Genomic DNA, 17,939 nt, shown 5'->3' on the forward strand with positions numbered 1-17,939 from the left:
GTATCCTGCTATTTAAATTTTACTCATTAATCAAAAATGTCATGAAAAAAATCTTCTCCATTTTAGGTTCATTGCTATTGGTAACAGCAGTGAAAGCGCAAACCGTGGTGAAAAAAGAAACGGTAAATCCCGGAAGTAGCCAAACTACTGGTACTTCTACACCAGTAAAAGATCCTAAGGCTGCGGCTACCGATCCCAAAAAGGAAGCTGAAGCTAAAGCAGCGGCAGAAAGGGCTGCAAAGGATGCAAAAATTGCGCAGCAGGCTGATCCTAAAACCATCCCTGTAAAAGACCCGAAGGCTGCTGCTACTGATCCTAAAAAGGAAGCAGCAGATAAAGCCGCAAAAGAAAGAGCAGCCAAAGACGCAAAAATTGCCCAACAAAAAGGAAACTAATGCTGTTCAATTGCAACATTGAGCAACCACAGCATATTGAAGTTAAGGAAAGCCCGCTTCATGGGCGTGGTGTATTTGCGAAAAGCAAAATAAGGAGAGGAAGTCTGATAGAACAGGCTCCTGTTATTTTCTTGTCAAATGACGAGAGGGAGACCTTACGGTTTACCAAGCTCTTTCATTATTACTTTTTATTGGGCAATCCCGAAAAAAAGACTGCATTTGGTTTTGGTTATGCCTCTTTTTACAATCATTCCTCAGTCGCGAATGCCTTTTATACTTTTTCTAGAAAGAAAAATGCCCTTAATATCTATGCCTATCAAACCATTGAAGAAGGCTGTGAAATAACCATTAACTATAATGGTAAGCCAGATGATAAGGCTGAAGTATACTTTCCCAATTCGGATGAACAATGAAGAAACAACTGTATTTAAAAACGATAAAGGGAAAGGGTAGGGGTGTTTTCTGCCATACAGCTATTTCTGAAGGAGATATTATAGAAGTTTGTCCAGTTATCATTATCGCAGCCGAAGAATTTACCGCATTAAGTACCACACCACTGATGGATTATAGTTTTTATTTCAATAAAGAAGAGAATACATTGTCGTTAACCATGGGTTTTGGATCCATGTATAACCACAGGCAATATCCCAATGCCGTATATCTTCTCAATAGGGAAGAAAGACAGATGGTATTTACAGCTCATGAGCAGATAAAGGCGCATACGGAGATATGCATCAATTATGGKGGCGAATACGGTAAAGATTATAGTAAATGGTTTGTAGATAGGGAAATCATTCCCCTTTAATTGAAAAATCATCTTTTTTAATGATTGACCTATGTCCGCGCCTGGCCTAATTTTACCAGAAGAAAGCAAATCATGAAAAAATTAAAGCCATGAAAAAAGTAATTTTTATCTTTTTCCTTACTCTTGGTATAGGGGGGATAGCACAAGCACAGGTATTGCGTAAACTTAAAGAAAAAGCAAAAACTGCGACAGCGAGCTCAGTTGACCGATCAACCGATAAAGTTGTGGACAAGGCTGTCAATAAATCTGCCAACAATGTTACAGATAAAGCCATAAACAAAGTCAGCGAAAAACTGAATAGCCTATTTAAAAAGAAAAATAAAAAACGCACTGATAGCGTGCCATCCGCCGTTGTTGACTCAAATAAAACAGCAATCAAACCTAAGAACGAGAATAAGTAACTTCATAAAAGTAAGAAATCATGAAAAAGATATTGACCCTTTTAAGTGCCTTGTTAATTGTAACCGGGCTTAAGGCACAAAAAATAGTTGTACAAAAAGAAACAGTAAAACCAAAAGCTGATACACTGGCTAAAAGTAGTGTCGGTCAACAAAGTAATAAAGCAATTGGTAAAAAGGATGCAAAAATTGCCCCTGCCATCAAATATGCATCCACCTCAAAAGTTGCACCAGCATCAACAAAAATGGGCAAGCTCACTCCTGTAAACTAGTATCTGCTTAAATTCATAGCAAAATATAATAGACAAACTATAAGGTTGATTACTTTTGCAGAATTTTCGAAAAAACTCCAATTTCAATCAATTCGTCCACAAAATGACTCAAATTATGCGTCATCACTGACCCAGATAGTTTTAAACCCCTTTAATTAGCTTTAAAGGGGTTTTTTATACCCAAAAAAGTCTTTGATTTAGGGTTCTCAGTACGATGCCAGTACGGAAAAATCACACAAAACTCTTTTTATTGCCCTACTAGATAGCTTTTTGTTATTTCTCAGAATATGTATTTACATCTATTCACAATAAAAATGCTAACCAGCGCTTACTATAAGAACACATTGTTTTCACAAAGGAGCAAGTAAAACGAAACACAATATCTCTATTGTATAGGATTGCTTTAGACCATTGTAGAATTATCTCCACCCAGATCCATTTCCTAACAAAAGTCAAGTGTATCGGGGAATTTCTGTAGGAACTTTGTGTCTTCAATAACTATAAGACATGATGACACAGAAAAAACTAGCACTGGTTTCGGGGGCAAATGGACATTTGGGGAATAACCTGGTAAGGCTGCTCATTGATAAAGGGATCCCTGTGAGGGCCTCTGTCCGCGAGATCAATGACAAAATACCTTTTACAGGATTGGACTGTGAGGTAGTACAGGCAGATATTACCGACAAACCCTCTTTTGTAAAAGCTTTAGCAGGTGTAGAAACCTTTTATGCCGTTGGTGCCTCGTTCAAGCTTTGGGCTAAAGATGCCAAAAAAGAAATTTATGATGTCAATATTCAGGGGACAAAGAACACCATAGAGGCCGCTGCGGAAGCTGGTGTAAAGCGCATTGTATATGTCAGTTCAATCGCCGCATTGGATTATGCGAAATTACCAACAAAGGAGAGTTATGGGTACAATCCTGATCGAAGGGATATGTATTACAACTCTAAAAATGATGGTGAAAGGTTAGCTTTCCAACTGGCAAAAGATTTAGGTATAGAACTTGTAGCCGTAATGCCTGGCGCTATGATTGGCAGCGAAGCTTTTTTGCCGCTTAATGTATCCTACGGAGTACTTAAACTTATTTTGAACAAGCAAATTCCTGTCGACACCAAAATAACGTTGAACTGGATTGATGTAAAAGATGTAGCAGAGGGCTGTTGGCTCGCTGCAGAAAAAGGAAGGAGTGGAGAACGTTACATACTGGCCAATGAACAATGTATGACGATCACCGATACTACTAAGCTTGCCAATGAGCTATATCCGGAATTAAAGCTTAAAATTCCTGGTGCTGTTCCAAAACTTATGTTATTTGCTATTGCAGGGATAATGGAGTGTTTAGCCAAAATAAGCAAAAAGGCACCCGTATTGACAAGAAAGGACATCGCCATGTTTTCAGGTTTGCAACAGAATTTCGATATCAGCAAAGCCAGAAAGGAATTGGGCTTTAATCCCAAAAAACCGGAAAGGGCAGTAACGGATGCCCTGGCATACTTAATGGCGCATAAAGCTTTATTAAAATAGTTATTGTAAATTTGGAGGACTTTTAGAGGTATGCTGCAACAGAAATTAATTGACTTTATCCAATCAGGTCATACGCTTTCAAAAGCGGATATGGACCTGATTGTCCAATATTTTGAGCCGGTACTTTTCCCAAAAAATCGTATTATTGAAGAAGAAGGAAAAGTGCCAAAATACCTTTACTATATTGTTTCCGGTTACTTGCGCCTATTTTATTACAATGAAACCGGTGATGAGATTACCACGCACATCAATTGCCCTCCGGGTTTTTTTACCTCCTACTTCTCTTTTGTGAATGAGGCTAAATCCAATGACAATGTAGAATGTATTACGGAATGTGAATTGTTGCGGATTACAAAGGCAGACCTGGGAAGCTTAACTTCAAAAAGTCTGACGATGAAAGACTTTAGTATTGGCGTTTTTCAGCAATCCATTGCCTATAACGAAACCCGCTCTATGGAACTGGCAACCCTTTCAGCTGAACAGCGCTACCGAAAGCTGATAGAGAACTATCCCGGAATTTTACACAATGTTCCCATTACTTATATTGCCTCCTTTCTTGGTATGAAACCGGAAAGTCTGAGTCGCATCAGGAGGAAATTGCTTTCCTAATAAGGCGTTTTTTCAGTAATCAACCCACAGCTAATTTCCAGAATTGCTATAGTATATTGGAAATGATCAGAATCTTCTCTTGATGATCATTAAAACTGTAGTGAACCACAAGATTTTTAAAGCATATTTATATATTTATAAAAGAATTTACTCCTAATTAAAGACTAATGTTCTTAATGATGAAAAAAAACATCAAAATTCTCTTTTTTGCCGTCCTTTTGTTAGTGATTTTTGCTTCAGTTGAGAAATCAGCGGGTCAGGTTGCTAAATTACCCACAGCGTGGACGAAGGTGGCTATAGAATCAAAAATTCCATTCCCGGACTACCCCAGGCCTCAGCTTGAGCGTAAGAATTGGCTGTGTTTGAATGGAAAATGGGACTATATTGGGGGTAAAGATGTCATGAATGCTCTCAATCCATCAAAACCCATAAACTTCGGTGACAAAAGTGAGCAGATACTTGTTCCTTACTGTCCGGAGTCTGTACTGTCCGGAATTGAAAGAAAACAGGAAATAAATATGTGGTACCGCAGGAGTCTGGAAATCCCAGACTCCTGGAAAGATAAACAAATCATTATCCATTTTGATGCTGTTGATCACGACGCGACTGTTTTTGTCAATGGACAAAAAGCCGGATCACATGCCGGTGGGTACGATGCTTTCAGCCTAAACATTACCCCTTTTTTGAAAAAGGGCGCCAACATAATTATTGTTGCCTCCTATGATCCAAACGATGGCCGGGCGCCGTCAGGTAAGAATGGTCCTCGTGGCGATTATACTTTTTCATCGGGAATCTGGCAAACGGTTTGGCTTGAGCCGGTAAATAAAAATTACATCAAGAACATCCGCCTGATGCCTGATTTAGCCAATAGTCGCCTGAAGGTAGAGGTGAATGCAGACGCTGCCCAAGTTTCTGCGGTGGTACTTGATGGGAAAAAGATGGTTTCCGAGATTAAATCCGAAGCTGGAACTACATTTTACATTCCAATTAAAAATCCAAAACTATGGTCTCCAGATGAGCCCTTTTTATATGATTTGAAGTTGACGTTACGAAGTAAAAACGGCGAAGTTACCGATGAGGTAACCAGCTATTTCGGAATGCGTGATGTGAAACTTGGTAAAGTGAACGGGGTCATTAGGCCATTATTGAATGACAAATTCGTTATGCAGGTCGGCCTCCTTGATCAGGGATACTGGCCGGACGGAATTCTGACTGCACCAACAGAAGATGCGCTGAAATATGATGTGGAATTTACCAAGAGGGCAGGATTCAATTTGATTAGGAAGCATATGAAAACTGAGCCAAAACGATTTTATTACTGGGCAGACAAACTTGGCTTATTGGTTTGGCAGGATATGCCGGCCATTTGGTACCAACATGAAGATACAGCCAGAACACGAACAGTTTTCCGTAAGGAACTAAAAGCCATAATGGACGATCATTACAACTCCCCTTCTATCATTACCTGGGTTCCATTTAATGAAAACTGGGGTGCATTTGACGTAAAAGAAATTACTGACTGGGTAAAAAAATATGATCCGTCAAGACTTGTAAATGGCAACTCTGGCTTCAACAACAATCCAGGGTACCAGAAAGCAGCCGGAGATCCTGGAAATGGAGATTTTGTAGATACCCATATTTACATCGKACCTAACGATGCTTCTGTGCCTGATGATAAACGAGCCGCCTCACTGGGTGAATTTGGAGGCGTAGGTCTGTTTGTGAGGGGACATATGTGGCCTGTAGAAAATAATGCGTATGGTTATGAGCCTACCAAAACTGCGCTTACAGACCGTTACATCCTCTTGTTAGATCAGGTTGAACAGCTCATGAAATATAAAGGCCTGAGTGTTGCCGTCTATACACAAACGACAGATGTGGAGCATGAAGTCAATGGTGTTTTGACCTATGACCGTGCCTTTGAGAAAATGGATGTTGAGAGAATTAAAGAGGTTAATCAGGCAGTGATTAATGAAGGCAAGAAGTTGAAATGATAAGATTTATGCTTCCGTAGGAGCAGGAGTTAACATGAATGCAGTTGCCTGTAGATTCCAAATTAATTAAAAAACAAATCCGGTTTCTGAAAAGAAGCCAGACATCCGTCGTTCGTTATGTTCGAGTTCATTTTCTGTTAAAAAAATCTAAACTTTTTGTAGGCTGGACTTGTTAGCTAATTATCATAATTTTAAAGGCCGAGTGGCTCGGCAGGGGCTGGCAAAGTCTCTTACGCGGCTCGACTCGGTTTTCGATCACTTAATAATCAAATTCTCTGAATATGTATTTAAAAAGAATTTCCATAGTGTTTCTGCGATAACCAACGGACTTTCGCTATTATCTGATGCCAAATGACTAAGTTTCTCAAATTGCATACGCGGTACATGTGGTATAGAATTTTCCAAGTGATCCAATTCGATGGACAGATAATGATGGCTTTTAGCCCCTCCCAACAATAGAAGTTCAGCTTTGATATCTTTAGTTTTTTCAATCAGTTATTTAGCGAGTGATTCAGGAGCTATGGGAATGCTCTGTTTGACTACAAATTTATTCTACCACCAAAGTGGGGAAGAACCACTATCTGCGAAATATACAGTATGGTTTTGAACTTTATTTTCGAGGAATCGAAGACGGTAAGGTTTGTGAAAAGTTTATATTAAAGGCAACGCGTAGACATCAGTAAGGAATTGTGTTTTATGTTTTTAATACTGATATATATGCCTTATACTCCAGCCATTGATTTAAATTCAGTAGGCCTCATGTTTGTCAATTGATGAAAATTGTTACTGAATGCTGATATACTAGAATATCCGATCTCATAGGCGATTTCTGTCATATTCAGGCTGGTGCCTTTGATCAATTCCATCGCACGAATAATCCTTAGCATTTTTACATACTGGATAAAGGTAATATGCAGTTTTGCCTGAAATAGACGGGTCAGACTTCTCACGCTCATGCCCAATTGACTGGCCGTCGCTTCCAACGTAAGGTTTTCATTCAATTGACTTCGGAGCCGGTCAACAACAGCATTGAGCCGCTGATCATTGGTGGTGGGGAGCTGGATCGAAAACTTTTTAAGGTTTTCTTTCGAAAGCACGTTCCTCAGTGTTCTTAAAAACTCATATTCCCATGAACCTTCATAATAATCCCCGTGCCAGGTTTCGCTGAAAGAAAGCATTTCATACAATAGTTTGCTTACCGGGTAAATTCCCATTTCATTATAGAAACTGTCCCCGTTTTCCTTCGGAAAGTAAATATTGATTATAAACAGGTCCTGCGCATTAAACATCAGGTTATGCGGATAATTATTAGGTATCCAGATGTAATGGTTGGACGGAATATAAAAATCATTTTCCTCTGTCTGCAGGTAGGCGATACCTCCAAAGACCAAGAGTAACTGAGCCTTATCATGCTGGTGCGATGGTAACCGCTGTTCTGTTTGCTGTCGCACTACCAGGATCGAGCCGGGATTTTGGTCAACATTGTCGATAAGCTGTTGAAGCGTTTTCATTGGCCAAATTTAACAAATATTAGGCTTATTATATAAAAACACTAAACGCCAGTCGGGATACTTTTGTAATGAATTTAATAATGTCATTATGGAGCAGAAGACAATTGAAACCAACCCTAATTTAGTTCTTGAAAAGCAGGACATAAATCATAACAATGATGAACGAGCGCTCAGGGAACAACTCATTACTTTCAATCTTTTTTTTCCTGCATGCTCAGGCGGTTTAATGCCTGTGATGGACTTTTCATCTGTCATCGATGAGTTGAGCAGAATGATCAAAACCTGGAGGCAGCGCAGATCGATTAAAACCAATATAAAAAAACACTCAGATGAAACGATATAAAATTGCAGCGATTTTAAAAGCGATCATCTTTCTGTTCGTGCAGCCTGTTAAAGCTCAACTACCTGATACTGTTAATGTATTTTCATTAGAAAAAATATGGGCAGTTGCAGAAAGCCATAACCGGCAGTTAAAGCTTTCTGATCTAAATGTTGCTGAAAGTAAATTAGAGGTGCTTGAAGCGAAGGACCGTTTGCTGCCGGAACTCTCCGTAGGCGGAGATCTCAAGCTTAATTCACAGTTCCTGATCTACAACAATGGATTATTCTCCTCTCCACAGAATGTGCCCGTTTCCGAGTACGGATATGGACTTGGCTATAACTTTAACCTGGGCCTTTTTAGCGGAGGAAAAGAGAGAAGAACTATTAAGATCAAGCAGGAAGAAGAAATACGTGGCCGATATGAGCAGGATCTGCAAAAGCACAGTGTAAAATTCAATATTGCTGTTTCTTATTACGATCTCTATAAATACCTGCACTTCCGGGAGTTTATAACGGCAGAGATCGCTGCAGAAAATAAACAGCTAAAGCTCATTAAAAATATGAACAGAAATGGCATTGTACTAAAAAGTGATGTGCTTAGAACCTCGGTCAAACTGTCCCAGTTGGAATTAAGCCTTTCAGATGTTGAAAAGAAAATTGACATCACTAAACAACGGCTGAATATGCTAATGGGGCGCGAAGGTGAAGCGCAATTTTCTATTTCCTATAAAGACGGTTTTGAAACCGGTGCTTTTAAAAGTTCGGCCTATGCCGATTATATTGATATCGCGTTAAATCAATCACCGGATTACAAGATCGTGAATAGTGATATTAAGTTGACAGAGATGAGTATTAAGCAGCTGAAGGCGACTTTGTTACCAAAAGTCTCCTTGTATTCCAATTACAATTACAACTACCCCCAGATCTCATTTTATCCTTACTCAAATGATCTATGGGGGTTTGGGCAAACCGGGATCAAGGTGCAGTTCTCGATTGATAACCTGTACAAAAACAAACACGCTGTTGCACGCGCTCAAGTCGTAAATGACGAAGCAAAAGAAAACGCACGCATCAAAAAGGACGAAATCTCTATTCAGGTGAAAGAAGCTTACTTACAGCAGCAACAGTCGTTGGAAAGCGTAGAAACGGCACAAAAGGATATTATCAAAACTACAGAAATTGTTCGGGTCATCAGAAACAGTTACCTCAATCAGGAATCGCTTTTGACCGATCTTCTGGATGCAGAAAATACTTTGCTGGGAGCAAAGTTCAACCTAACAACTGCACAAACAAATTTAAAACTCAGCCATATCCGCTTACTGGCAATCATAGGAATTCTCTAATACAATATATCATGGACAAAATTAAAATAGATAAAATGATCATAGTGATAACCAAGTGGCTGGGCATCTTTCTGTTGGTGGCAATCATTTCCTGGGGCGTCATCTATTTTCTAAAAGGATACCGCTACGAATACACCAACGATGCCCAAATAGACGCTTATCTATCACCTGTAAATGCAAAAGTCGGCGGTTATATCAGTAAAATTTATTACAAAGACAATCAGCAAGTTAAAAAAGGAGATACGCTTGTGATCATTGCGCTTGACGAATATGCACTTAAAAGGAATGCCGCTTCAGCAGAATTAATGGGTTCGCGGGCCAAATTACCCATTTTAGCTTCCAATGAGGAAACGCAAATCAGAAGCATTCAGGTCATCAAAGCGCAGCTCTCAGGGGCAAAAGCAAAGCTAAATCAGCAGCAAAGAGAATTCGATCGCTATAAAAAGTTATTGGCTGATGAATCTACTACTCAGCAAAAATTCGATAACATTAGCACCTCTTTGTTGATCACGCAATCTGATCTTGATCAGGCACAAGCTTCCCTGCAGGTATCTCTATCCAAGCTGAATGACATTAAAGCACAGCGTGCGGCTATAGCAGCGGAAATCAAGCTCAAGGAAGCCCTGCTTGAAAGGCAGGAGCTTGATGTCAGATATACGGTCGTTACAGCTCCATTTGACGGGCAGATGGGGAAAAAAGCCATTCAGGAAGGACAATTGATACAGCCTGGCCAAACGCTGGCATTTTTAGTCAACAGATCAGAAGAAAAATGGGTGATCGCCAACTTCAGGGAAACACAGATCAGCCATTTCCGGACGGATCAAAATGTTATGATAGAAACGGATGCTTTTCCGGGTGAAAAATTTAACGGCGCCATAGAATCACTTTCTCCAACCACAGGCGCTCGTTATTCGCTTCTCCCTCCGGACAATGCGACCGGTAATTTCGTCAAGATCACACAACGTATACCAGTCAGGATCAGGTTCACCGACAAGCCGGAAAAACTCGCTAAACTCTCTGCAGGAATGAATGCCAATGTTTACATTTTAAGGGATTAGTGATGCAGCCACATGAAATCCCCGTCTTTAAATTTTGGGTACCAGAATGGATGGCAAGATCTGTAATATTCGCCATCCTGATGACCTGCCTGTTTAGTTTTGCTTTATACAGCAGCCCTGCCGCGGCAATGGGTTTCTATGGCATACAACCTAATGATGTTCAATACGCCATGATTGTTATTTATGGTTCAACAGTGGCTTTCCTGGCACTGGATTTTCGTATAGTGAAATACTTTTCGCCAAGGAAATGCCTGCTGGTCGCACTTGCCATCAACGCGGCGTGTTCCGTCATCTGCTTTCATATGAGGAATTGGACATCGTTCATCATCTGTCAGTTCGTACAGGGAATTACCTGTGCACTCATGTCGGGAATCGTATTGAATCTGATATTTCCAAGATTAAAATCTACACGTGCAAGGGTCATCGCTTATTCCATTCTGTATTGCGGTATACAGATATCCGTTCCACTTTATTCGATCTATTCCAGTATGGTACTTCATTATTTTGATTTCAACTGGTTATTCTATGGCTTCAATATCCTGCTCATCATCCTGGCCCTTATTGTATTGCTGACGATGAGCAGCAAAGCCAGGTTTACAAAAAAGGTTCCGCTTTACCAGATAGATTGGATGGGGTATCTTTTTTATGTATGTTTTATTTTAGGATTGGGATACATCCTGATTTACGGACGGCAGCTGGGCTGGTTCAGCAGCCGGATAATCGTTCTGCTGAGCTTAAGTAGTTCAATGATCCTAATCCTTTTTATCATCAGGGAACGAAAAATCAAGCGGCCATTGATCAACTTACAAATTTTCAAGGCAAAGAATTTCGTCCTCGGACTACTTTTGCTTTTCACATTTTATATTTTTAAAGGAAGTACGGGACTTACTTATGGTTATCTGGAAAATGTCCTGGGCAATGATCCCCTCAGCACTATCCCAATATGGTTAACTGTGATCGCGGGAACCGTCCTGAGTATGTTTGTTACCTCCCGGTTGATCTTGATGGGCTATAACCTGATAAGGATGATCATAGCCGGTTTTGGGATCATGGCATTGTATTACGTATACATGCTGAATTTTATATCCGTTCAGGGTGAAACGATTGATTTTATCCTCCCTATGTTTATATACGGTATTGCAACAGGCGTATTATTTGTTCCAATTGTTTCATTCACCACATCCGCAGCACCACCAAAAATTGCGATAAACGCCTCCTTGATTGGTATTTTCGCGCGTTTTATCGGTTTTACTACCAGTCTCGCTATTAATAATGAACTCCAATTATATACCAGATCTGCGGTTAGGGAGAAATTCCGTGAAGCGCTGATCGAGACGGCCGCACAACTTCCTGTTACTTTGTTGGATATACAAAGCAGCTATATGAATGCCGGTAGCGACGCCTATACAGCGAAAGGCGTATCGACAGGTTACTTCAATAATTTTGTCCGGGAACAGATATTGACTCGTTCTACACGCGATTATTATGATTTGATGCTCGTTGGCGTCCTGATAGTAATTGTTATTCTGATTTTTACACCACAGATTCAAAAGGTCGTTTTACGGTTAAAAAAGAGCAATATYCCTTATTAGGCCATTTTTAAATAAGCGTGTGCAAATTCTGTAACCATTTTTTTATCCGATTTTTATCTGGAATTTTTTATGATGGAAAATTATTGCTTATTAACCTAAATAGAAAGACAAAATACCTGTAAATAAATGAAATGAACAGACGCCAGGATTTTTAGTTGGCAGTATTTGTTGAAATTAATAATAAATTAGTTTAAGCTATTTGTACAGAAATCATGCGCCCATCAAAATTAATACACAATCTTTTACTGATTCTGCTATTTTGTTATGGCACCGTGCAGGGACAGTCTAATCTAATAGGAGCAGAGAAGCAAAAGCTGCCCTTCATTAAAGACAGCATTAGTTATGTCAATTCCATAAATCGTCTGGGGATGCTTTATCACATGAAGAATGTTGATAGTAGCCTTTATTATGGTATGATGTCTAAAGCTATGGCTACCAGATTGCAATATCCTAAGGGAAAGGCAGATGCGGATAATGTAATCGCTTCTGTACTTTATATTAGGGGAATGTATCAAGAGTCGCTTCAACTATACACTCAGGCTTTATCTGATTACAAGATTCAAAGGGATACCGCAAATATGAGTCAGGTCGTAATGAACATGGGGAATGTATATTTGAGTCTTGGTGATTCTACAAAAGGCCTTGATCTTTTTCGACAGGTTATTAGGACAGGAAGAAGAGATAGCATCATGAGCCTGGTGTACGCAAATTATTGCATGAGCAATCCGTCTCTTTCAAATGACAGTGCCCAGTATTACATTAACAAAACCAGGGAAATTGCATCCATGTACAAAGATCACCGGGTGCTAATTGCTGTAAAGGAGTTAGAATTCGATTTTTTAGTAAAAAAAGGCCGTTCTGCAGAAGCACTGAAGCTGCTTGGCGGTGCTTTGGCCGAAGCACAAAAATATGAGCTTGATGATCAGGAAATTTACATACTTAGCGCTTATAGCAACTATTATGCTAACCAGCCCGACAGCGCTTTGCATTATGCCTGGCGTAGCTATCAGTTGGCCAAAGAAAAGGACTATGTCCTGGAATTAATACCTATACTGACGAATATTTTAGCCCATACTACATTGAAGGGTAATAAAGATCAAATCATCAATGTTCAGAAGTTACTTGAAGGGGCGATGGCAGAAGAGAACCAGAAGCTGAAAAAATTTGTTGGGGACTACATTAAGTACAACGCGATGCAAGGTGATAATGCTGTTTTAAGTATGGTAAACAAAAATAACAAGACCAAAATATGGTTGCTGGTTTCGGTTTGTGTGGCCGGTTTATTCTTACTGCTTTTCATTTATCGTTTATACCAGATTTCGCGTAAACACGAGCGTGAGCTGCAGCAGCTTAATCTAAAAATTCTGGAGCAAAATAAAACCTTGCAGCAAGCTGATGAATTCAAAAATAAACTCTTTTCTATTTTAGCTCACGATTTCAGAACACCACTTGTCTCTACAATAGGCATTGCAGGCTTAATGAAAGACAATCCTGAATTTACAAAAACAGAAATGGAACAGTTTTATGGYGATATAGAAAGGCAAGCCAGGGGTATGCTGGAATCATTTGACACCATCTTGCAATGGATCAAGCAGCAGTTGTCTGGTTACCAGTATAAAGCAGAAACACTCGTGCTCCATGATCTGTTCTGCGAATCAGCAGATATTGTTTCGGAACAACTAAAAGCGAAAAAAATAACAGTGTTTAATCAAATTCCAAAGCATGTAACTGCAACATCGGATAAAGAAATGCTACAATTTGTTAACCGGAATTTACTGTCCAATGCCATTAAATTTTCCCCGGAGGGCGGCGAAATTGTGATTACCTATACACTGGAAAACAATTCAATGATTGTATCTGTTGCAGATCAGGGTCAGGGGATGGATGAACAAACCATCAGCAAACTATTTTCAATATCCAGCAATTTCGGTTCATCTACACAGCACGGCGCAGGAATAGCGCTTTCCATGTGTAAGGATTTTATTCAAAAGCTTGGTGGGCGAATCTGGGCTAAGAATGCAACGCCACACGGGGCAGTATTCTCCTATACAATTCCCGCCAAAGTATAATCAATTATTGATATTGAATGAGTTTCCTGATCGGTATTGAAATGTAATTTAACCTCGCAATTTTTTTCGCCACATTAAAAGTCGATTGTTCTTCTATTCGCTTCTTATTCTTATAGATTCCCCTGATTATTCTGAAAGTTTTCCTGTACCCCAGCCCGTAGTTAAATCACATTTAGCAAGATACGGATTTTATAAATCCTCCATTTATACAGATATTGCCTTTGAAAAAATATAAGATATGGAGATTAAGAATTGTTTAATAACTGACGTAGCTGAAATTCAATCGCTTTATGAAGCGGCAAGGAGTTTGCAAATTCAGAAAGAAATGGTAGTCTGGCCAGTTTTTAAAAACACATTCATTAAAAATGAAATCACAGAAAACCGGCAATGGAAAATCCTCCAGGACAATTTAATCGCCTGCAACTGGGCCATTACCTTTGAAGACAAGGAGATCTGGGGAGAAGAAGACAGGAATGATGCGATTTACATCCACCGGATCTGCACAAACCCGACATTACGCGGGAACAGATACATAGAGAAAATCGTAGAATGGTCCAGGGAGTATGCAAGACAACTGGGCAAAAGATTTGTACGTTTAGACACACTGGGTAACAACACAAAACTTATAGCGCATTATACCTCGGCGGGATTTAATTTTTTAGGAATAGTTAAATTGACTGACACCGCAGACCTGCCGGTTCATTATCAAAAGGAACCGAATTGTTGTCGTTTTGAAATTGACCTGCAAAGTTTTGCATCACGGTAATTATGGAAAGTAAAAGATTATGTAAAGCAACATGTATATTTCTCAGATAGTGGTTCTTCCCCAATTTTGGTGGTTTTAAAATGAGGCGAGTAATGTAAAATCAATGAATTAAGTGTTCATTAAAGCTTGCTGATGATTAAAGCCGTCGGATCCACTAACATATAGACGAGAATCATGATCAATGTTAGTTCCCGCAAAAAACACAAAGGAACCATCGAGATAATAAGCTTGTTTCGATTTAAAATTCAACCTTAGCCATTTCTTAGACAAGCTTTTTTGTTTTTAGCGTTTTGATTGTTGATGATCAAAATGAGCTATCTCCATAGTGCTTTTCTCGAGGCTAAAAACAGCTTAAAATGAGCCTATTGACCACTTTTCAGCGAAATCGACTGATCATTTTGGGCCGTAATATTAGGCCACATTCCGCGAAAGAGGTGGCCACATATGGAATAGTCCCCAAGACACACGATGATACAATGAATCGTAAACAAGCCAGATAGCACTCAAACAGTTCTTCAGCGAAAATCTTATCACTGCTTAATAAAAAATCCGGCTTCGCGTCAATACAATAAACTAGACAAATTCTAAGACATCCACCAAGCCAGGGGAACCGCAATCAAATTAAAGGTTGCATGTAGTAAGATGCCGTATTTTAGACCATACTTCACTCTAAGATACCCCATGGTTAAACCTCCAAAAATCTGGGAGCCAATGTAAAAAATGAATGTTGGGTCTGCCAGGGTCAATCCCTTGGCATTTGTGATATGTACGTATCCAAATAATATGGCTGTATAATAAAATAAGAAAACATAATACATCCTGAAGACCTTCACTTTCTTCAATCTGTTCAATTTGCTCATTACCAAAACAGTTGTTAGGCCAATCAGCAACAATCCAATGGCAGTAAAAAATAATGCATAGTCATTCTTAGTAAAAGTCCAGGCTACGATTTCAAGAGAGATCAATACAAATAAGATACTCCATTTAGGTTTACGCAATTGCCATCTGAATAGCAATTCCTCAGAAATCGGGGCAAATACAACACCGAAGAACATAGCCAGGAGAAACCCATACTTAAAGATGTCGAATTCTTCATATTCCCTGATTAATTTGAAATGCAGTAGCGTATAGTAGATTACTCCTATGAGCGTAGCAAATGCTATATCTAAAACTAATAACCATAACAAATCCTTCCATAGCATTTTCTTGTCCTTACTTAAAACAAGTAAGCGTGGGGACTTTAAATATTGCAAATAGGCAGAGAGCGATTCCAGCATGTATCAGAAAAATAAAAAGACAGCAATAATTAGAAGATCACATTGAGCACTTTTTGTTTCCAGCTCAGGTGGTTGTTCAGCTGCTTAGGATCGGTAACCACTATCTGAGGTTTATCCTTATGCAGAGATAGCTTACCGTGTACACTGATCTTTTTGTGCTGGTATAATTTCAAGACATCCCCGCCAAATTTGTCATAATCCTTTTTATCGATGAACACCGAAATCAGCTGATTTGGGAAATTGCCACCAACATTCAGTAAAGTATGATTTTCAAAAGCTCGTCCATCATAAACAGAATCTACCAGAACAACTTCTTTCCCGGCAGCCTTAGGAATATCCTTTAATTCCCAGTGGCCAATCACCTGATCGATCTCGACTTCCTGAGCTTTTAACCCAAAGGAAGTGGACACCAATAAACAAATCAATAAAAGCGTTTTCATGCACTAAAGATAGGATATTGGAAATGAATTTAGATATTCTTTTCGGTTCTTTAAATGCTTAAGTTTTTTTTATAACCTTTTGAGAACCAGACGATCTTTGGATCGGATTTATATAATTTTTTGTTAAACTTTACTACCTAGGTGTTGACGAATGGGGAGGTCGATACTTGCGATAGCTAATGGATTTTGAATAGATCAAATAGATAGATTTGAGATATTTATATTTAGTAGTATTATTTATTTGTTTTGTTTCTCTTGTGTCTTACTGCTGTCACTCAGCTGAGAAACATACCGAAATTGGTTCTTAAAGATGATAGCGGCACTATTTAATCTGAATTTACATTTTTTACAATTCTTTTTACAATGTTGTTGATGCCGAAATGGGCTGTTTAAATTAGGTTTGGGTAAATAACTATATTCAGATGAAAACTAATTTATTATTTCAGATGCTAATGTGCTTTTCGCTGGCGGGTTATGGCCAGCAAAAGGAAAGCTGGGTAGACAAGCCGATTTCTGAGTGGCCGAAGATTGCGCTGATCAACGAGGTGCAGTTTAAAAATGGTGACCGCTACGTTCATCCTTCTTTTAAGTATGCGGGTACGGGTTTTTTAATTGACAATGGTAAGGACACGCTGGCGGCGACTGGCAAGCACATCCTCTGGATCGCAAAAAATAAACAAAGCAAGGCGACTGAAGTCAATGCTGCGCTTAAGGAATGGGTGATGAGGCCAAAAGGTGATACACAGGATTCGGCGGTGATCGGCAAATTGCTGAATGAAGACCCGAATGAAGTGCTGGAGGCTAAGGGCTCTACCATACAGGACCGGGACTGGATTGTGTTTACAGTGAAAAAGAGTTCGTCAAATTTATACCCCTTGAAACCCCGCTATACACAAGTGAAGCCGGGAGAGAAGGTCTATATTCTGAGTTGTGCCTATGATGACAGCCTGTGTACGGTTCATGAAGGAAAAGTATATCAGAAATACGGAATGGATATCCTCATTGAGCGGGACATGAAGACGCATAAGGGCGGCTGCAGTGGTTCGCCGGTAATTGATGCCAATGGTTACCTGATCGGGATCATTACGGGCAGTGCGGGTTCTAAGGTTGGGAATGTTTCTGTAGCGATCTCCAATGAATACCTAAAGGATGTGCTGGATAACAAACCGGGGCTTAATGAGCCAAAAAAGGATTATGGGGAATTGGTTTACAATACAGTAATCAAAGATGGTGTTGGGGCGGCGACCAAGCTGTATCAGAATCTGGTTAAAGATCCAAAGAATTATTATGTGTACAATTTGCGCAGCCCAAACCGCAATGGCCTGAGGGAAACTGCAGAAAAGCTGTTGGCTGAGGGGCGCAATGAAGATGCTGTGGCGATCCTGAAGTTTAACATCAAAGTGAACCTCCATTTTTATGAGAATTATAACTTGCTGGGCAAAGCGGAGCTGGCGGTTGGAAATAATACTGGTGCCATAGCCGCGTATCAACAGTCGGTAAAATCAAATGACAGTAAAGACAATGAGGCTCATGCCGCGCTGGAAAAATTAAATGCTAAACCTTAA

Annotated in this window: 18 protein-coding genes; 15 read left to right on the forward strand and 3 right to left on the reverse strand. The window is 39.6% G+C overall.

The annotated features are described in order from the left end of the window. The 8 genes from AC1DG9_RS03190 to AC1DG9_RS03225 all read left to right on the forward strand — a co-directional run. Positions 1 to 395, forward strand: a 395-nt coding sequence (locus tag AC1DG9_RS03190; protein ID WP_477634304.1) for a hypothetical protein, incomplete at its 5' end; no start/stop codon positions are given. After that, positions 395 to 808: an SET domain-containing protein-lysine N-methyltransferase gene (locus AC1DG9_RS03195; RefSeq protein WP_172661394.1), complete on the forward strand. Its 414-nt coding sequence runs from the start codon at positions 395 to 397 to the stop codon at positions 806 to 808. The genes AC1DG9_RS03190 and AC1DG9_RS03195, both read left to right, overlap by 1 nt. Continuing rightward, positions 805 to 1,200 carry an SET domain-containing protein-lysine N-methyltransferase gene (locus AC1DG9_RS03200; RefSeq protein WP_172661393.1) on the forward strand — a complete coding sequence of 132 codons (396 nt, stop codon included), beginning with the start codon at positions 805 to 807 and terminating at the stop codon, positions 1,198 to 1,200. The genes AC1DG9_RS03195 and AC1DG9_RS03200 overlap by 4 nt, the downstream gene beginning before the upstream one ends. Before the next feature lie 89 nt (positions 1,201 to 1,289). Further along, positions 1,290 to 1,601, forward strand: coding sequence for a hypothetical protein (locus AC1DG9_RS03205; protein WP_337717171.1), 312 nt, complete (start codon positions 1,290 to 1,292; stop codon positions 1,599 to 1,601). Between the two features lie 20 nt (positions 1,602 to 1,621). Continuing rightward, a complete protein-coding gene (locus AC1DG9_RS03210) occupies positions 1,622 to 1,870 on the forward strand; it encodes a hypothetical protein (protein ID WP_172661391.1) in 249 nt (82 codons plus the stop codon). A 507-nt stretch (positions 1,871 to 2,377) separates the two neighbouring features. Next, positions 2,378 to 3,394 carry an NAD-dependent epimerase/dehydratase family protein gene (locus AC1DG9_RS03215; protein ID WP_337717169.1) on the forward strand — a complete coding sequence of 339 codons (1,017 nt, stop codon included), beginning with the start codon at positions 2,378 to 2,380 and terminating at the stop codon, positions 3,392 to 3,394. 30 nt (positions 3,395 to 3,424) lie between these two features. Continuing rightward, positions 3,425 to 4,003, forward strand: a complete 579-nt coding sequence (locus tag AC1DG9_RS03220; RefSeq protein WP_288882202.1) for a Crp/Fnr family transcriptional regulator — start codon at positions 3,425 to 3,427, stop codon at positions 4,001 to 4,003. Between the two features lie 176 nt (positions 4,004 to 4,179). Continuing rightward, positions 4,180 to 5,997, forward strand: a complete 1,818-nt coding sequence (locus tag AC1DG9_RS03225; RefSeq protein ID WP_477634305.1) for a glycoside hydrolase family 2 protein — start codon at positions 4,180 to 4,182, stop codon at positions 5,995 to 5,997. A gap of 722 nt (positions 5,998 to 6,719) precedes the next feature. On the opposite strand, the gene AC1DG9_RS03230 is transcribed toward AC1DG9_RS03225, so the two are convergent. Further along, on the reverse strand, positions 6,720 to 7,508 hold the full coding sequence (locus AC1DG9_RS03230) for an AraC family transcriptional regulator (protein WP_337717165.1): 789 nt from the start codon (positions 7,506 to 7,508) through the stop codon (positions 6,720 to 6,722). Positions 7,509 to 7,596: 88 nt separating this feature from the next. Between AC1DG9_RS03230 and AC1DG9_RS03235 the strand changes: the two genes are divergently transcribed. From AC1DG9_RS03235 to AC1DG9_RS03260, 6 genes are all read left to right on the forward strand, one after another. Continuing rightward, the gene (locus tag AC1DG9_RS03235) at positions 7,597 to 7,851 is read left to right on the forward strand and encodes a hypothetical protein (RefSeq protein ID WP_288882206.1); all 255 of its coding nucleotides are present in this window, start codon (positions 7,597 to 7,599) and stop codon (positions 7,849 to 7,851) included. Then, complete coding sequence (locus AC1DG9_RS03240) at positions 7,838 to 9,172, forward strand: TolC family protein (protein WP_288882207.1); 1,335 nt, start codon at positions 7,838 to 7,840, stop codon at positions 9,170 to 9,172. Before AC1DG9_RS03235 ends, AC1DG9_RS03240 begins: the two co-directional genes overlap by 14 nt. Before the next feature lie 11 nt (positions 9,173 to 9,183). After that, entirely contained in the window at positions 9,184 to 10,230 is a 1,047-nt protein-coding gene (locus AC1DG9_RS03245) for an HlyD family secretion protein (protein WP_288882209.1), read from the forward strand. Positions 10,231 to 10,232: 2 nt separating this feature from the next. Further along, complete coding sequence (locus AC1DG9_RS03250; RefSeq protein ID WP_337717163.1) at positions 10,233 to 11,822, forward strand: MFS transporter; 1,590 nt, start codon at positions 10,233 to 10,235, stop codon at positions 11,820 to 11,822. Between the two features lie 212 nt (positions 11,823 to 12,034). Next, on the forward strand, positions 12,035 to 13,891 hold the full coding sequence (locus AC1DG9_RS03255) for a tetratricopeptide repeat-containing sensor histidine kinase (RefSeq protein WP_337717161.1): 1,857 nt from the start codon (positions 12,035 to 12,037) through the stop codon (positions 13,889 to 13,891). A gap of 238 nt (positions 13,892 to 14,129) precedes the next feature. After that, a complete protein-coding gene (locus tag AC1DG9_RS03260; protein ID WP_288882215.1) occupies positions 14,130 to 14,657 on the forward strand; it encodes a GNAT family N-acetyltransferase in 528 nt (175 codons plus the stop codon). Positions 14,658 to 15,241: 584 nt separating this feature from the next. Here AC1DG9_RS03260 and AC1DG9_RS03265 read toward each other — a convergent pair. Together AC1DG9_RS03265 and AC1DG9_RS03270 are read right to left on the reverse strand one after the other, a co-directional pair. Beyond that, the gene (locus tag AC1DG9_RS03265) at positions 15,242 to 15,934 is read right to left on the reverse strand and encodes a CPBP family glutamic-type intramembrane protease (RefSeq protein WP_288882217.1); all 693 of its coding nucleotides are present in this window, start codon (positions 15,932 to 15,934) and stop codon (positions 15,242 to 15,244) included. A gap of 29 nt (positions 15,935 to 15,963) precedes the next feature. Further along, positions 15,964 to 16,374 (reverse strand): hypothetical protein, encoded by a 411-nt coding sequence (locus AC1DG9_RS03270; protein ID WP_288882218.1) that lies wholly within the window; start codon positions 16,372 to 16,374, stop codon positions 15,964 to 15,966. 422 nt (positions 16,375 to 16,796) lie between these two features. Between AC1DG9_RS03270 and AC1DG9_RS03275 the strand changes: the two genes are divergently transcribed. Beyond that, positions 16,797 to 17,939 carry a S1 family peptidase gene (locus AC1DG9_RS03275; RefSeq protein WP_288882220.1) on the forward strand — a complete coding sequence of 381 codons (1,143 nt, stop codon included), beginning with the start codon at positions 16,797 to 16,799 and terminating at the stop codon, positions 17,937 to 17,939.

It is taken from the genome of Pedobacter sp. 05L430, assembly GCF_056397585.1.

Coding starts and splice junctions, on each gene's coding strand:
- AC1DG9_RS03195 (WP_172661394.1), top strand. CDS start 395: ATGCTGTTCAATTGCAACATTGAGCAACCACAGCATATTGAAGTTAAG.
- AC1DG9_RS03265 (WP_288882217.1), bottom strand. CDS start 15,934: ATGCTGGAATCGCTCTCTGCCTATTTGCAATATTTAAAGTCCCCACGC.
- AC1DG9_RS03275 (WP_288882220.1), top strand. CDS start 16,797: ATGAAAACTAATTTATTATTTCAGATGCTAATGTGCTTTTCGCTGGCG.
- AC1DG9_RS03235 (WP_288882206.1), top strand. CDS start 7,597: ATGGAGCAGAAGACAATTGAAACCAACCCTAATTTAGTTCTTGAAAAG.
- AC1DG9_RS03260 (WP_288882215.1), top strand. CDS start 14,130: ATGGAGATTAAGAATTGTTTAATAACTGACGTAGCTGAAATTCAATCG.
- AC1DG9_RS03205 (WP_337717171.1), top strand. CDS start 1,290: ATGAAAAAAGTAATTTTTATCTTTTTCCTTACTCTTGGTATAGGGGGG.
- AC1DG9_RS03230 (WP_337717165.1), bottom strand. CDS start 7,508: ATGAAAACGCTTCAACAGCTTATCGACAATGTTGACCAAAATCCCGGC.
- AC1DG9_RS03270 (WP_288882218.1), bottom strand. CDS start 16,374: ATGAAAACGCTTTTATTGATTTGTTTATTGGTGTCCACTTCCTTTGGG.
- AC1DG9_RS03215 (WP_337717169.1), top strand. CDS start 2,378: ATGATGACACAGAAAAAACTAGCACTGGTTTCGGGGGCAAATGGACAT.
- AC1DG9_RS03210 (WP_172661391.1), top strand. CDS start 1,622: ATGAAAAAGATATTGACCCTTTTAAGTGCCTTGTTAATTGTAACCGGG.
- AC1DG9_RS03245 (WP_288882209.1), top strand. CDS start 9,184: ATGGACAAAATTAAAATAGATAAAATGATCATAGTGATAACCAAGTGG.
- AC1DG9_RS03220 (WP_288882202.1), top strand. CDS start 3,425: ATGCTGCAACAGAAATTAATTGACTTTATCCAATCAGGTCATACGCTT.
- AC1DG9_RS03240 (WP_288882207.1), top strand. CDS start 7,838: ATGAAACGATATAAAATTGCAGCGATTTTAAAAGCGATCATCTTTCTG.